This window comes from Micromonospora cynarisoli, from assembly GCF_030518815.1.
GTDB lineage: Bacteria > Actinomycetota > Actinomycetes > Mycobacteriales > Micromonosporaceae > Micromonospora > Micromonospora wenchangensis.
Genome location: NZ_CP130426.1, coordinates 2513005 through 2526983, shown reverse-complemented (window position 1 = coordinate 2526983; position 13979 = coordinate 2513005). Strand labels below are relative to the sequence as shown.

The following is a 13979-nucleotide window of genomic DNA, read 5'->3' as shown; positions in this document are numbered from 1 at the left end:
GAATTGACCCGACGGCGCGTGCTGCCACGACACGGAGGTGACCGATGTCCAACCCGATGACGGGCGGCAACATGGTCGGCTGGAGCATGCTCCGGTCGATCCGCCACGGCGACGACGTCTCCACCCACCGGCTCAAGCGCGGCACCGCCAAGCGGATCATGGCGTTCGCCCACCCCTACCGGCGGGACATCGTCATCTTCCTGGTGACCGTGGTGATCGCCGCCGTGATCGGGGTGGCCACCCCGGTGCTCGCCGGCCACGTGATCAACGCGATCAGCGGCGGCGGTCCGGAGGCCGGTGCCACGGTCGTGCGGTTCGCCCTCGTCATCGGCGGGCTGGCCGTCGCCGACGCGGTCTTCTCCCTCGTCCAACGCTGGTACTCGGCCCGCATCGGCGAGGGCATCATCCTCGACCTGCGGACCAAGGTCTACGACCACGTGCAGCGGATGCCGTTGCAGTTCTTCACCCGCACCCAGACCGGGGCCCTGGTCAGCCGGCTCAACAACGACGTGATGGGTGCCCAGCGGGCGTTCACCTCCACCCTGTCCGGGGTGGTCAGCAACGTCATCCAACTGGTGCTCACCGCCGGGGTGATGTTCACCCTCTCCTGGCAGATCACCACGCTCTCGCTGATCCTGCTGCCGATCTTCGTGATCCCCGCGCGGCGGGTGGGCAGGCGGCTGGCCGAGATCACCCGGGAGTCGTACAACCTCGACGCCAAGATGAACGCCACCATGACCGAGCGGTTCGGGGTTGCCGGGGCGCTGCTGGTCAAGCTGTTCGGCTCGCCCGACGTGGAGGCGGGTCGGTTCGCCGCCCGGGCCGAGCGGGTCCGCGACATCGGCATCCAGTCGGCGATGTACTCACGCACCTTCTTCGTGGCGATGCTGCTGGTCGCCTCGCTGGCCCAGGCGCTCACCTACGGGCTCGGTGGCTGGCTGGCGGTCACCGGTGCGGTCAGCGCCGGCACCGTGGTCACCCTCGCCCTGCTGCTCACCCGCCTCTACGGCCCGCTGACCGCGCTGTCCAACGTCCGGGTCGACGTGATGAGCGCGCTGGTCTCGTTCGACCGGGTCTTCGAGGTGCTCGACCTGCGCCCCGGCATCGAGGAGAAGCCCGACGCGGTGCCGGTGCCCCGGGGTGCCGGGCGGGTCGAGTTCCGCGACGTCCGGTTCCGCTACCCGGCCGCCGCCGATGTCTCGCTGGCCTCGCTGGAGGAGGTCGCCACCCTCGACCGGACGGCCGGCGAGCCGGTGCTCAAGGGGGTGTCGTTCCGGGTCGAGCCGGGGCAGATGGTGGCCCTGGTCGGGCCGTCCGGAGCCGGCAAGTCGACCCTGTCCATGCTGATCTCCCGGATCTACGACGTCACCGACGGCGAGGTGCGGGTCGGCGGGGTCGACGTGCGGGACGCCACCCTCGCCTCGCTGCGCGACGAGATCGGCGTGGTCACCCAGGACTCCCACCTGTTCCACGAGACGATCGCCGAGAACCTGCGGTACGCCAAGCCGGACGCCACCGACGACGAGATCTGGGCGGCGTTGGCCGGTGCCCAGGTGGCCGATCTGGTACGTGCCCTGCCCGACGGGTTGGAGACGACCGTCGGCGAGCGCGGCTACCGCTTCTCCGGCGGAGAGAAGCAACGCATCGCCATCGCCCGGCTGCTGCTCAAGGCCCCGTCGATCGTGATCCTCGACGAGGCCACCGCCCACCTCGACTCGGAGAGCGAGGCGGCGGTGCAGCGGGCGCTGGCCGTGGCGCTGACCGGGCGGACGGCGCTGGTGATCGCGCACCGGCTCTCCACGGTCCGCGACGCCGACCAGATCCTCGTCCTCGACGACGGCCGGATCGTCGAGCGGGGCCGGCACGACGAGCTGGTCGCGGTGGGTGGGCTCTACGCCGAGCTGTACCGCACCCAGTTCGCGGTCGCCGACTCGCCCACCCCGTACCCGGACGCCGTCGAGCCGTCCGAGCCGATCGTCACCACCGTGCCGATGGGCACCTACGTCGCCCAGGAGGCGCGGCCTCCGGCCGTGGCCAACTGACGGCCCGTCCCGGGGCGACGGGCGGTGTCGACGCGGGCCGCCTGGTGGTGGATGCGTCCGGTCGACGGCGTGCTGTCGCCGGCGGTACGAGACCAGGCCCGGGGGAGCGGGCCCCGGCCTGGTCTGCGGTGGCGACGGCGATCCCCACGCCGGGCACCGGGACGACTCACCGACTGGCCGGGCCGACGGTCGTCAATTCGGTGCCTGTTCCGTCATGCGGTGCGGTGCAACTCAGAAGTACACCGTGCGGGACTTCGTGTACGTCGTGTACTGGCTGCCCGGATAGAAGGTGGAACCGGATACGGTGACATCGATGTTGGTAAATCCGTAGGCGGAGACGAGGCCGCCGGTGAAGGTCTCGCAGTTCTGGTAGTAAACGGTGTGGCTGGCGCTGGCGGTGCCGCCCTTGATGGTCACCTGGGAACTCGGGTAGGTGCTCTGTCCGCACAGCGTCACCGAGTAACTCGCCTGGTTGCCGCCAGTCGTCCCGGAGACGGTTCCGGTGGCGGTGCCGAGTGGCAGGGTGTTGTTGTAGCCACCCGTGACCGAGACGGTGAACGATGAGGTGCCCGCCTGGGCGCTGACCGCGGGCAACAAGGCCACGGCGGCGGCCCCGGCGGCGCCCGCCGCCAGCAGGCGGACGAAGCGGGAAGAACGGACTTGTGGCATGACTGCTCCCGACGTGATGGGGAATTGCGTTAACGGCGCGTTGCCGATTGCGGACCCAATGTTAGACCAACGTGAACTCGAAAGCACGCTCGAAATAAATCTCTGCCAATGGGAACGCGATCCGTCGTTCGCAATTTCTTGCCTCAATGTCGGCATTTACACGACACATCGTGAACGCGCGACGCGACGTACCGTGAGTGTCCGGACGGTGGTCGTGGCCGGCGCGGCGGAGGTCAGCCGGCGGGGGACGGCGGGTGGCCGGCCACCGCCGCGCGCAGCTCGCCGAAGGCGGCCCCCAGGGTCTGCGGGGTGAAGTGGGCGTTCAGGCCACTCGGGTTGGGCAGCACCCACAGCCGCGCGCCGGCCAGCGGTTCCGGCTGCGGGCCGAAGCCGGCCCGGGGCCGGGCGAACCCGATCCGGTACGCGGTCACCCCGACCACGGCCACCCAGGCCGGCCGGTACCGGGTCACCTTGTCGGTGAGCGTCCGTGCGCCCGCCACCAGTTCCGCCGGGGTCAGCTCGTCGGCCCGGGCGCTGGCCCGCGCCACCATGTTGGTGATGCCCAGGCCGTACCCGGGCAGCGTGTCCTGCTCGCTCGGGTGCAGTTGACGCGGGGTGAAGCCGCCCCGGTGCAGGGCCGGCCAGAACCGGTTGCCCGGCCGGGCGAAGTGCCATCCGGTGGCCGCCGACCAGAGGCCCGGGTTGATCCCGACGAAGAGCACCGTCAGCCCGGGGCCGATCACGTCGGGGATGGTGCGGTCCGCCGCAGCGGCCAGCTCCGCCCGGTCCGGCCGTCGTGCCGGTCCGGGGGCGGGGCGGGGCGGTCCGGGGACGGCGGCGGGGCCCGTCGCCCGCTGCGGGGTCACAGGCTGCGCAGCGCGCCGCCGTCGACCGGCACGCTGACCCCGGTGACGTAGCCGGCGGCGGGGGAGAGCAGGAACGCGGCGCAGCGGGATGCCGGCCTCCGCGGCGGCGCGGGCCGTCTCGTCGTCGCCGAGCAACTCCCGGTTGCGGTCGGTCAGGAAGCGCCCGGGCAACAGGCCCAGTACCCGGACGCCGCGCGGGCCGTGCTCGTCGGCCAGGTCCTTGGCCACCCCGGCGAGGCCGGGCCGCAGGCCGTTGGAGATGCCGAGGCCGGTGATCGGGGTGCGGGCCGAGGTGGACAGCACCAGCCCGATCGCGCCGCCGTCGGTGAGCGCGGCGGCCACCGTCCGGGCCGTCCGTACGGTGCCCAGGAAGACCGTCTCGAAGGACTCCCGCCACTGCGCGTCGCTGACCTGGGCGGCGGTGCCGGCGGGCGGCCCACCCACCGAGACGAGCGCCCCGTCGAGCTGGCCGAAGTGTTCCCGGGCGGCGATCACCAGCCGCTCGGGCAGGCTGGGGTCGGCCAGGTCGGCGACGAGGCCGATGGCGTGGTCGGGCCCGCCCAGCAGCTCGACCGCCCCGGCGACCCGCTCCGGCGTCCGGGCCGACAGGACCACCCGCGCCCCGTCGGCGACCAGGCACCGCGCGGTCGCGAAGCCGAGCCCCCGGGAGGCGCCGGTCAACACGTACACCCGATCGGTGAGTCCGAGATCCATGCCCCGATCCTGCCGTACCCGGCGGTGGTCGGCGCGGCGGGCCGGCGGTCAGCGGCGGGTGGGGCGGAGCAGGCGTACCCGGCCGGCGAACTGGAGGGCGACGGCGTCGCCGCTGCGGGCCAGGGCCGGCAACCGACGGCGGCGGGGCGGGTGCCGCCCGTCGTAGCGGTGGGCGGCCTCGCGGGCGGCCAGCTCCTCCGCGCCGAGCGGGGGAAGGACGCCCCGGTCGCGCAACGCGCGGGCGAGGTCCCAGCCGTCGCGCAGCGATCCGGCGGTGGGCCGGCCGGCCGCCCAGTCGGCGAAGGTGGCAGGCCAGGCGTCGCCGAGGCCGGCGGCGAGCAGCGGCCAGTGGCGGGCGACCTCCCCCGCCCGCTTGCGCAGCAGCGCCCGCCGGGCGGCGTCGACCCGGTCGGTGGCGAAGCCGGCCGGCAGCGGGGCCCCCGCGACCAGGGCGGCGACGAGCGCTGCCTGCCGGGCGGCCAGCCCCACCGGCCCGGTGGCACCGGGCGGCGGGCCCGGCTCCACGGGGTGGGTCGTGCTCACGTGACGACCGGGTGCCCGGCGGCGGTGGCGAGGGCGTCCAGCTCGGCCCGCAGCACGTCGGCGGGCGGGTAGTGGCCGTCGCGTTCCAGCAGCAGCGCGGGCGGACGGCGGCCGGCACACAGCGCGCCGACCAGCTCCAGCACCTCGGTGGGCACCGGATCGGTGTGCGTGTCGTGGTAGAGCCCGCCGTGCTCGGCCCCGCCGGCCACGTGCACGTAGGCGATCCGTTCCAGCGGCAGCCGGTCCAGCAGGGCCTGCGGGTCCTGGCCCCGGTTGCGGGCGTTGGCATAGACGTTGGCCACGTCGAGCAGCAGTTCCGCGTCGGTGGCGTCGAGGATCTCGGTGAGGAAGTCCGCCTCGTCCAGCTCGTCGTCGGGCCAGTCGAACAGCGCGGCGATCGGCTCCAACGCCAGCGGCACCGGCAGCTCCGCCCGCGCCCGCCGGACGTTCGCCGTCACCGCAGCCACCGCCTCCCGGGTCCGGGGCAGCGGCAGCAGGTGCCCGGCCTCCAGCCCACCGGCCCGGACGAACGCGATGTGCTCGCTGACCAGTGGCGCGTCGACCAACTCGGCGACCCCGGCCAGGTGCGTCACCCGGGCCGGGTCGACCGGCTCCGCGCCGCCGAGGGAGAGCCGCACCCCGTGCGGTACGACGGTGACACCGCGCTCCCGCAGCGCGGCAAGCCCCGGTGGCAGGGGGCCGCCGGGGGCGAGCGACTCCGCCACCACCTCGACGAAGCGCAGGCCGGGCAGCGCGGCGACGAAACCGGCGATCTCCGGCCGCCAGCCGATGCCCACCCCCTGCGGCCGGGTCATCCGCCGCACCCGCCGCCACCGCCGCATCCTCCGCCGCCGCCGCAGGAGCTGCCGCCACCGCACGACGAGCCGCTGTCGCCCGACGAGGTGCTGCCGCCGCACGTGACACCCGAGGAACCGGTGTAGCCGCTGCCGCTGCTGGCGTTCAACGCCTGCCGCTGGATCTCCGCCTGCGCGGCGAATCCGGGGTCGAGGGCGTAGAGGGAGACGGTGCCGAACAGGGCCACCCCCATCGCCGCGCCGACCGGACCGTAGGTCGCGTAGGCCGGGGCGGAGTCGGGGGCGAGGTGGTGGTTGCTGCTGCGCAGGCGCCGCATCATCACGTTCGCCGTCCTGGTCCGTCGGGGCGTACGGGCCACCAGGGCGAACGCCACCCCGAGCCCGGCCAGGGCGAGCAGCAGCCAGCCGACCGGCCGGCCGTTGACCAGGCCGGAGACCAGCCGCACGACGCCCAGGGCCAGCAGCACCAGCAGCAGGTTCCGTCCGCGCCGCAGGGCCCGTACCCCGTCGGCGTCGATCAGCAGGCCGCGCTGCTCCAACCCCTGCCGCAGCTGCTCCAGGGCGCGGGCCACCCCGGCGTCGCGGCGTAGCTCGCGGGCGGCGACCGGCTGGCGGGCGGCGTGCCGGATCGCGTGGTCGAGCGGGGTGACCCCGCTGGGCGTCGGCCCGACGGCGATCAACCGGCGGTCCGGTTGGACGTCGATCGCGCCGGCGCCGCGCAGGCCACCCAGCGCCGCCCAGACGGCGAGCTGGTCGCCGCCGTTGAGGTAGGCCACCTGCTGCGGGCCGAGCTGTTCGGCACCTACCGTGTCGGGGCCGGCGGCCGTGCGCCGTCGGTGCACCAGCACACCCACCACGGCGACGACTGCCACCAGGAGGTAGAGCTTCAGGAAGAGCGGGCCGGGGATGCCCCAGGTGTCGCCCGTTGCGGCAAGGGTGTTCATGGGCTGCTCCTGTCGCGCGAGGGGGATCGCGGCCCCATTGTGGGGCAGCTCCGCCACGCCGGCACGGCGGCGGTGGGCGAGTTACCGAGCCGAGACCTGTCCCGCCCCGGGTGGGGTCAGCGGCGGCGGACGGCCTCCTCGACCAGGTCCAGCACCGGCCCGAGGTCGCCGGCGGGCCGGCCCATCGCCAGGTGCAGCACCAGCCCGTCGTACGCCAGCTCCAGGAACTGGGCCAGCACGTCGATGTCGATGTCCTCGCGGAGCACCCCGGCCTCGCGTTGCCGGACGAGCCGGTCCCGGGTCGCCTCGGCGATGGCGGCCGACCGTTGCGCCCAGCGGCGGGCGAAGGCCGGGTCGGTACGCAGCCGGCGGGACACCTCCAGTTGGCTGCCGAGCCAGCCGGTGGTGTCCGGGGAGACCGCGCGGGCGAGCAGGTCCCGCATCACCTGGACGAGGCCGTTGCGGGCCACCGTGGAGACCATGACGGCGGCGTCGTCCTCGGCGACGGCGAGGAAGAGGGAGTCCTTGTCGCGGAAGTGGTGGAAGATGGCGCCCCGGGACAGCCCGGTGGCCTCCTCCAGCCGGCGCACGGTGGCTCCCTCGTAGCCGTGCCTGGCGAAACAGGCCCGGGCCGCGCCGAGGATCTCCTGGCGGCGCGCGTCGAGCTGGTCCTGACTTACTCTGGGCACGGGTCGATCGTCGCAGGTGACCCTGCGCAAGGCAAACCGTACGTACGGCTTGCTATTGGCCGTCGCCTCGGCCTGCCGGACGCGCGTCCGGTTAGGATCGGCAGGTGGCGACATCCCCGGTCACCTCCCCCCACCCGCGCACCGCCCCCGCCCGACCCCGGCTGCCCGACGGTCGACGACGGGCGGCTCGACCCTGTCGGCGGCGGTCCCCTCTCCCGTAAGGTGCCTCAGTGCCGTTGCTCCTGCTCGACCTGGACAACACCCTGCTCGACCGGGCCGGGCCGTTCCGCGCCTGGGCCGAGGGGTTCCTGGCCGAGATCGGCGCGCCGGCCACCGACATCGACTGGCTGCTGTCCATCGACGCCGACGGCCTGACCGACAGGTGGGACATCGCCGACGCCATCCGGGACCGGTACGCGCTGCGCATCCCCTCCATCGACCTGGTCGAGGAGCTGCACGACGGGGTGGTCGGCTACACCCGGCTGGACCCGCTGGTCGCCTGCGCGCTGCGGATCGCCGACGACGCCGGGTGGCTGCCGGTGGTGGTCACCAACGGTTCCGTCCGGCTGGAGGACGCCAAGATCCGGCAGACCGGCCTGGACCGCTACGTCGCCGACTGGGTGATCTCCGAGGAGGCCGGCGTCAGCAAGCCCAATCCCCGGATCTTCGCGCTGGCCGCCCAGCGGGCCCGGTTGCCGCTGCGCGGCGCGTGGGTGGTGGGGGACAGCCCGGAGGCGGACATCGGCGGAGCCGCCGCGGTCGGCCTGCCCAGCGTGTGGCTGCACCGGGGCCGGAGCTGGACCGACGGGCGGTTCGCCCCCACCCGTACCGTCGACTCGTTGATCGCGGCGGTCTCGGTGGTGCTCGCCGGCGGATAAATCGCTTGTGCCCCGTGCGGGGCGTCGGCCAGCATGGGCCGGCGCGCACGCGCAACCGGGCGGGGCCCGGTCGAGGAAGGGGGGTCGGTCATGGCCGTCTTCGCAGGGTCGTACCACCTGCCTCCATCAGCCTCGATCAAGGGATCACCAGCACCGTGCGCGAACACGACCTCCCGGCGCCGCAGCGCCGTGGCCGCGGCAAGAGCCGCTTCGACGACGACGAGACACCCTTCCTGACGTACGGCCGGCAGCCGGCCCGTACCGCACCCGAGGACGAACCCGACCCCGAGCCGGAGGAACACTGGTCCTCCTGGGACCAGGCCGTGCACGGGCCCGAACCGCACCCGCGGTGGCTGGTCACCGAACTGGCCGCCCGGGACACCGACCTCGGCGTGCTCAAGACCGGTAAGGAGGCGGACGTCCACCTCGTCCGCCGGGCGGTGCCCGACACCGACCGGTCCTGCCTGCTGGCGGTCAAGCGGTACCGCGACGCCCAGCACCGGCTCTTCCACCGCGACGCCGGCTACCTGGAGGGACGCCGGGTGCGTCGGTCCCGGGAGAACCGGGCGATGGCCGGCCGGACGGCGTTCGGCCGACAGATGATCGCCGGTCAGTGGGCGGCGGCCGAGTTCGCCGCGCTGTCCCGGCTCTGGGAGATCGGGGCGGAGTCCGGGCGGATCGCCGTGCCGTACCCGGTGCAACTGCTCGGCACCGAGCTGATGCTGGAGTTCGTAGGCGACCCCGACGAGGGGACGGCCGCACCCCGGCTGGCCCAGGTCCGCCCCGAGCCGGCGGAGCTGCGTTCCCTCTGGGAGCAACTGGTGGACGCCCTGGTGGTGCTGGCCCGGGCCGGCTACGCCCACGGCGACCTGTCGCCGTACAACCTGCTGGTGCACGCGGGGCGGCTCGTCATGATCGACCTGCCGCAGGTGGTCGACGTGGTGGCCAATCCGCAGGGGCCCGAGTTCCTGGCCCGCGACGTGCGGGTGGTGGCCACCTGGTTCACCGCCCGGGGCCTGCCCGCCGTCGACGCCGACCCGGCCGCCGTCACCGGGCTGCTGCTGCGGGAGGCGGGGGTGCGCTGACGCGGCGACGCCCCGGACGGCCGCCGACCGTCCGGGGCGTCGGACGTTCACTGGAGGTAACGCTCGACCTCCGACACCGGTCGGGCGCCCTGTGCCTCCGGGTCGCCGTGCGCCTCCCGGGCCGCCCGGCGGCGGCGCAGCAGGTCCCAACACTGGTCCAGGGACTCCTCCAGCGCGCGCAGTTGTTCCTTGGCCTCGTCGTCGGTGCCGGATTCGTGGGCCTGGGCCGCCGACCGGAGCCGGTGCTCCTCGTCGACCAGTTCCGAGATCCGGTGCAGGATGCTCTTGTCGTCCATGCCCTGAGCCTGGCACAGCGGGGTCGAGCGCGCCCGCGATCGGCGTCGGCCGGCCCGGCGACGGTCCCGTTCCCGTCCCGCCGTCGCGCCCGTCGCCACCGTCGGGCCGGTACCATCCATGGTGGTCACCATCGCCTCCGACCTGCGGCACCGGCCCGCCTCCATGATCAGCATGGCTTGAGTGATGATGGTGCCGACTGCTAGCGTGCGCCGGGTTCAGGTGTGCCGTGACGCGTCGGGCGTCCGGCGGCCACGGTCCGGCCCGGGGGCGGTGTGATGGGTTCCGGCAGCACGCGTCTGCGTACCAAAATCGTCGCCCTGCTCACCTCGCTCGTCGCGCTCTGGTCCTTCGCGGCCTGGGTGACCGTCCGGGACGGTTTCACCCTGCTGTTCGTCCAGACGCTCAACAGTCGGGTGGCCGCACCGGGCCAGTCGCTGCTCACCGCGTTGCAGGACGAGCGTCGCCTCGCCAACGCCTACCTCGGCGAACGTGGCCAGCCGCAACTCGACGCGCTGACCGCCCAGTGGCAGCGCACCGACCTGGTGGCCGACGAGTTCGGCACGTCGGTGGGCAGCTGGCAGGCCGAACTGGCCACCGGGGAGGACACCCGCCGCCGGGTGGACGAGGTGCTGACCGGGCTCAGTGGTCTCACCGGCGTCCGGGAGTCGGTGCGTGACGCCGGGGTGAACCGGACCGAGGCGTCGGCCGCGTACACCGCAATCCTCGCCGCGGTGCTGCGGATGTACGGCTCGCTCGGGCAGCTCGACGACCCCCGGATCGCCGCGGAGAGCGAGACCCTGGTCGACCTCTACCAGGTGCGCGAGCTGATCTCCCAGCAGGACGCCCTGATCACCGGGGTGCTCGCGGCGGGCCGGATGACCGGCGACGAGTACGCCCGCTTCGCCCAACTGGTCGGCGCCCAGCGCTACCAGACCGCGGAGGCGGCGGCCGAGCTGTCCCCGGCCGACCGGGTCCGCTACGACCAACTCGCCGGCTCCGCCGCGGTGGCCCGGTTCCGGGTGCTGGAGGACCGGGTGATCCAGCAGGCCCGGTCGGGGGCCACCCTGCCGCTGACGGCCGAGGAGTGGCAGTCGACCGTCGGGCCGGCGATGCAGGCCCAGGTGGACTTCGGGGTGACCATCGGCGACGCGCTGATCGACCGGGCCACCCCGGTCGCGGTGGGCGTCATCGTCCGACTGGTGCTCGCCGCCGGTCTCGGCCTGATCGCCGTGGTGGCCTCCATCGTGGTGTCGATCAGCACCGCCCGGCACCTGGTCCGCCAGTTGGCCCGGCTGCGGGACGCCGCGCTGCGGCTGGCCCACGAGCGGCTGCCCGGTGTGGTGGACCGGCTGGGCCGGGGCGAGGACGTCGACGTGGCCCGCGAGGCCCCGCCCCTGGACTTCGGCGACGACGAGATCGGCCAGCTCGGACGGGCGTTCAACGCCGTGCAGGAGACCGCCGTCCGCACGGCGGTGGAGCAGGCCGAGCTGCGCCGCAACGTGCGGGGGGTGTTCCTCAGCCTGGCCCGGCGGACCCAGGCGCTGGTGCACCGCCAGCTCACCCTGCTCGACGCGATGGAACGGCGCGAACACGACGCCGAGGAGCTGGAGGACCTGTTCCGGGTGGACCACCTCGCCACCCGGATGCGGCGCAACGCGGAGAACCTGATCGTGCTCTCCGGCGCCACCCCGGGCCGGGCCTGGCGGCGCAACGTGCCCATGGTGGACGTGGTGCGCGGCGCGGTCGCCGAGGTCGAGGACTACACCCGGGTGGACGTGCTGCCGCTCGGGCCTGTCGCGCTCGCCGGCCGGGCGGTCGGTGACGTGATCCACCTGCTCGCCGAGCTGATCGAGAACGGACTGTCCTTCTCACCGCCGACCACCACCGTGGAGGTCCGGGGTCGACTGGTGAGCGCCGGGTACGCCATCGAGATCGAGGACCGTGGCCTGGGGCTGACCGGGGAGGAACTGGCCGCGGCCAACCGCCGGATCGGCGACCGCTCCGAGTTGAACCTGGCCGACGCCGCCCGCCTCGGCCTGTACGTGGTGAGCCGGCTGACCGAGCGGCACGGGGTGAAGGTGCAGCTCAAGGAGTCCTCCTACGGGGGCACGACCGCCGTGGTGCTGATCCCGTCGGAGCTGGTCGTGCCCGGTGACCCGAGCCCGTCCGGCGCCCAGCCGATCCTCGCCGCCGGCCCGGCCACCCCCGCCGCCCCGCCGGCCGGTGAGGTCCCGCCGCCCAGCGTGCCGTCGCCCACCGCGACAGCGCTGTCGGGCGCGGTGACCCCGGCCGGCCTGCCCGCCCGCTCCCGCAAGCGTCCCCCGCGCGAGCCGGCCCCGGCCGCCGCCCCGCCGCCGGTCAGTGACGCGCTGCACGGGCCGACCCTCCCGACCGGCCTGCCGATCACCGGTGTCCGACCGTCCACCCCGGACCCTGCGGCCACCGACCCACCCCCGCCCGGCGACCGGCGGACGGCCGCGCCGGCCGGCCCCGGACCCGCCCCGGCGGCTGCCGGACCGGTCGCCACCGGACCGGCCACGGACCGGCGGGGCAGCCCCGACCCGGCCGACCGGGCGACCGGGGACGAGCGGACGGCGGACGACGGCGTCGACCCGCCGTCGCCTACTGTGGAAGGGCCGGTGACCGACGCGGGCCTGCCGGTGCGGGTGCGCCAGGCGAACCTGGCACCCGAGCTGCGGGCCTCCCCGAGCGCCGGGGAGACCGGGGCCGCAGGCACCCCGCGGCGCGCCCCCGAACAGGTGCGCCAACTGATGAGCGCCTACCAGTCGGGCACCCGACGCGGTCGCAGCGACGCGGCCCGGCTGCTGGAGGGCACCCGCGCCGGCGAGCGGCCGGACGACGCGGACAACCCGGCGGGCTGACGGCGTCGCGACGGATGCGACGCCGCCGACGGGACGGCAACGAGCACGGCGCACGCGCCGGGGAAGAAGAGGACGACGAGTGGGGCAGACGACGGCATCCGGTGCCGACCTGACGTGGTTGCTCGACGATCTGGTCAGCCGGGTCAAGCAGGCCGAGCACGCCGTCGCGCTCTCCACGGACGGCCTGCTGATGGCCGCGTCCGAGGGGATGGGGCGGGACGACGGCGAGCACCTCGCCGCGATGGCCGCCGGCATCCAGAGCCTGGCCCGGGGCGCCGGGAAACGGTTCGGCGGCGGGCAGGTCCAGCAGACCATCATCGAGATGGAGTCCTCGTTCCTGTTCGTCACCGCGGCCGGGCCGAACGCGTGCCTGGCGGTGCTGGCCGGCACGGACGCCGACGTCGGTCTGATCGCGTACGAGATGGCGATGCTCGTCGCCCGGGTCGGCAAGTACGTGGCGTCCCCGGCCCGGGGTGCCGACCAGCCGTCCGGCGGGAACTGACCGCGATGGCCGGTGACGGCGACCCCGCGGACGAACAGTGGGTCGACGAGCACGCTGGTCCGGTGGTCCGCCCGTACGCGGTCACCCGGGGTCGGGCCCGCCCGGTGACCGGCTCGTTCGACCTGATCTCGCTGGTCACGGCGACCCGGACGAACGTGGTCGAGGAGGCCGGGCTCGGGCCGGAACATGTGGCGATCGTGGCGCTGACCCAACGCATGCAGTCGGTGGCCGAGATCGCCGCCCGACTGGACCTGCCGGTGGGCACCGTACGGGTGCTCCTCGGTGACCTGGTGGCGCGGGACCTGGTCCGGGTACAGGAACCCCGGGAGCCGGCCGGTGTCAACGACGAGAGCATCTACGAGGCGGTGATCAATGGACTACGGGCACTCTGAACGTCCGGCGGGGGCGCGGGTGCTGCCCACCGCGCTCAAGGTTCTGGTGGCGGGCGGTTTCGGGGCCGGCAAGACGACCCTGGTCGGGGCGGTCAGCGAGAGCCGTCCGTTGCGGACCGAGGAGGTGCTGACCGAGACCGGCATCGGCGTCGACGACCTGTCCGGGGTGGAACGCAAGAGCACCACCACGGTGGCGATGGATTTCGGTCGGATCACCATCAGCAACGACCTGGTGCTCTACGTCTTCGGCACCCCGGGGCAGGACCGGTTCTGGTTCCTGTGGGACGAGTTGGCGGTGGGGGCGCTCGGTGCGGTGGTGCTGGCCGACACTCGGCGGTTGGCCGACTGCTTCCCGTCCATCGACTACTTCGAGGGTCGGGGCACCCCGTTCGTGGTGGCGGTCAACTGCTTCGAGGGTGCCCGTCGGTTCGGCCTCGACGAGATCCGCGCGGCGCTGGACCTGGACCCGGAGGTGCCGTTGCTGCTCTGCGACGCCCGGCAGCGGGAGTCCGGCCGCAGCGTGCTGATCACCCTGCTGGAGCACGCGATGAAGACCCGCGAGGCGCGCCGCCGGGCGGCCGGCGGCTGACCGCGCCCGCACCGCGCCGACGCGGACGAGCCCCCTCCGCGAGCGGAGGGGGCTCGTGCCGTCCGTGACGGG

Annotated in this window: 14 protein-coding genes and 1 pseudogene; 7 read left to right on the top strand and 8 right to left on the bottom strand. The window is 74.2% G+C overall.

Annotated elements, in window-relative coordinates:
• The first annotated feature begins 56 nt into the window (after positions 1–56).
• Positions 57–2042, top strand: coding sequence for an ABC transporter ATP-binding protein (locus Q2K16_RS10280; RefSeq protein WP_302746428.1), 1986 nt, complete (start codon positions 57–59; stop codon positions 2040–2042).
• Between the two features lie 231 nt (positions 2043–2273).
• Here the strand turns inward: Q2K16_RS10280 and Q2K16_RS10275 are convergent, their stop codons facing one another.
• The 7 genes and pseudogenes from Q2K16_RS10275 to Q2K16_RS10245 all read right to left on the bottom strand — a co-directional run bounded on the left by Q2K16_RS10275 (position 2274) and on the right by Q2K16_RS10245 (position 7282).
• Complete coding sequence (locus tag Q2K16_RS10275; protein WP_302744989.1) at positions 2274–2711, bottom strand: hypothetical protein; 438 nt, start codon at positions 2709–2711, stop codon at positions 2274–2276.
• Positions 2712–2944: 233 nt separating this feature from the next.
• On the bottom strand, positions 2945–3577 hold the full coding sequence (gene mug / locus Q2K16_RS10270; protein ID WP_489671873.1) for a G/U mismatch-specific DNA glycosylase: 633 nt from the start codon (positions 3575–3577) through the stop codon (positions 2945–2947).
• A pseudogene (locus Q2K16_RS10265) lies at positions 3574–4291 on the bottom strand (SDR family oxidoreductase). The gene mug and the pseudogene Q2K16_RS10265 overlap by 4 nt, the downstream one beginning before the upstream one ends.
• A 48-nt stretch (positions 4292–4339) precedes the next feature.
• A complete protein-coding gene (locus Q2K16_RS10260) occupies positions 4340–4834 on the bottom strand; it encodes an SCO6045 C-terminal-like domain-containing protein (RefSeq protein WP_302744987.1) in 495 nt (164 codons plus the stop codon).
• Positions 4831–5649, bottom strand: a complete 819-nt coding sequence (locus Q2K16_RS10255; protein ID WP_302744986.1) for an MbnB/TglH/ChrH family RiPP precursor modification enzyme — start codon at positions 5647–5649, stop codon at positions 4831–4833. The genes Q2K16_RS10260 and Q2K16_RS10255 overlap by 4 nt, the downstream gene beginning before the upstream one ends.
• Positions 5646–6593, bottom strand: a complete 948-nt coding sequence (locus Q2K16_RS10250) for a TIGR04222 domain-containing membrane protein (protein WP_302744984.1) — start codon at positions 6591–6593, stop codon at positions 5646–5648. Before Q2K16_RS10250 ends, Q2K16_RS10255 begins: the two co-directional genes overlap by 4 nt.
• Positions 6594–6709: 116 nt before the next feature.
• Positions 6710–7282, bottom strand: coding sequence for a TetR/AcrR family transcriptional regulator (locus tag Q2K16_RS10245; protein WP_088645028.1), 573 nt, complete (start codon positions 7280–7282; stop codon positions 6710–6712).
• Between the two features lie 230 nt (positions 7283–7512).
• Between Q2K16_RS10245 and Q2K16_RS10240 the strand changes: the two genes are divergently transcribed.
• Together Q2K16_RS10240 and Q2K16_RS10235 are read left to right on the top strand one after the other, a co-directional pair.
• The gene (locus Q2K16_RS10240; RefSeq protein ID WP_219463695.1) at positions 7513–8160 is read left to right on the top strand and encodes an HAD family hydrolase; all 648 of its coding nucleotides are present in this window, start codon (positions 7513–7515) and stop codon (positions 8158–8160) included.
• Positions 8161–8315: 155 nt separating this feature from the next.
• The gene (locus tag Q2K16_RS10235; RefSeq protein WP_302744983.1) at positions 8316–9245 is read left to right on the top strand and encodes a serine protein kinase RIO; all 930 of its coding nucleotides are present in this window, start codon (positions 8316–8318) and stop codon (positions 9243–9245) included.
• Between the two features lie 47 nt (positions 9246–9292).
• On the opposite strand, the gene Q2K16_RS10230 is transcribed toward Q2K16_RS10235, so the two are convergent.
• A complete protein-coding gene (locus Q2K16_RS10230) occupies positions 9293–9541 on the bottom strand; it encodes a DUF2630 family protein (RefSeq protein WP_088645025.1) in 249 nt (82 codons plus the stop codon).
• Positions 9542–9817: 276 nt separating this feature from the next.
• Here Q2K16_RS10230 and Q2K16_RS10225 point away from each other — a divergent pair, with 276 nt between their 5' ends.
• From Q2K16_RS10225 to Q2K16_RS10210, 4 genes are all read left to right on the top strand, one after another.
• Positions 9818–12424 carry a sensor histidine kinase gene (locus Q2K16_RS10225; protein ID WP_302744978.1) on the top strand — a complete coding sequence of 869 codons (2607 nt, stop codon included), beginning with the start codon at positions 9818–9820 and terminating at the stop codon, positions 12422–12424.
• Between the two features lie 79 nt (positions 12425–12503).
• Positions 12504–12926 carry a roadblock/LC7 domain-containing protein gene (locus Q2K16_RS10220; protein ID WP_302744977.1) on the top strand — a complete coding sequence of 141 codons (423 nt, stop codon included), beginning with the start codon at positions 12504–12506 and terminating at the stop codon, positions 12924–12926.
• 5 nt (positions 12927–12931) lie between these two features.
• A complete protein-coding gene (locus Q2K16_RS10215; protein WP_302744976.1) occupies positions 12932–13318 on the top strand; it encodes a DUF742 domain-containing protein in 387 nt (128 codons plus the stop codon).
• Entirely contained in the window at positions 13299–13907 is a 609-nt protein-coding gene (locus Q2K16_RS10210) for a GTP-binding protein (protein ID WP_302744974.1), read from the top strand. The genes Q2K16_RS10215 and Q2K16_RS10210 overlap by 20 nt, the downstream gene beginning before the upstream one ends.
• The last annotated feature ends 72 nt before the right edge of the window (positions 13908–13979 follow it).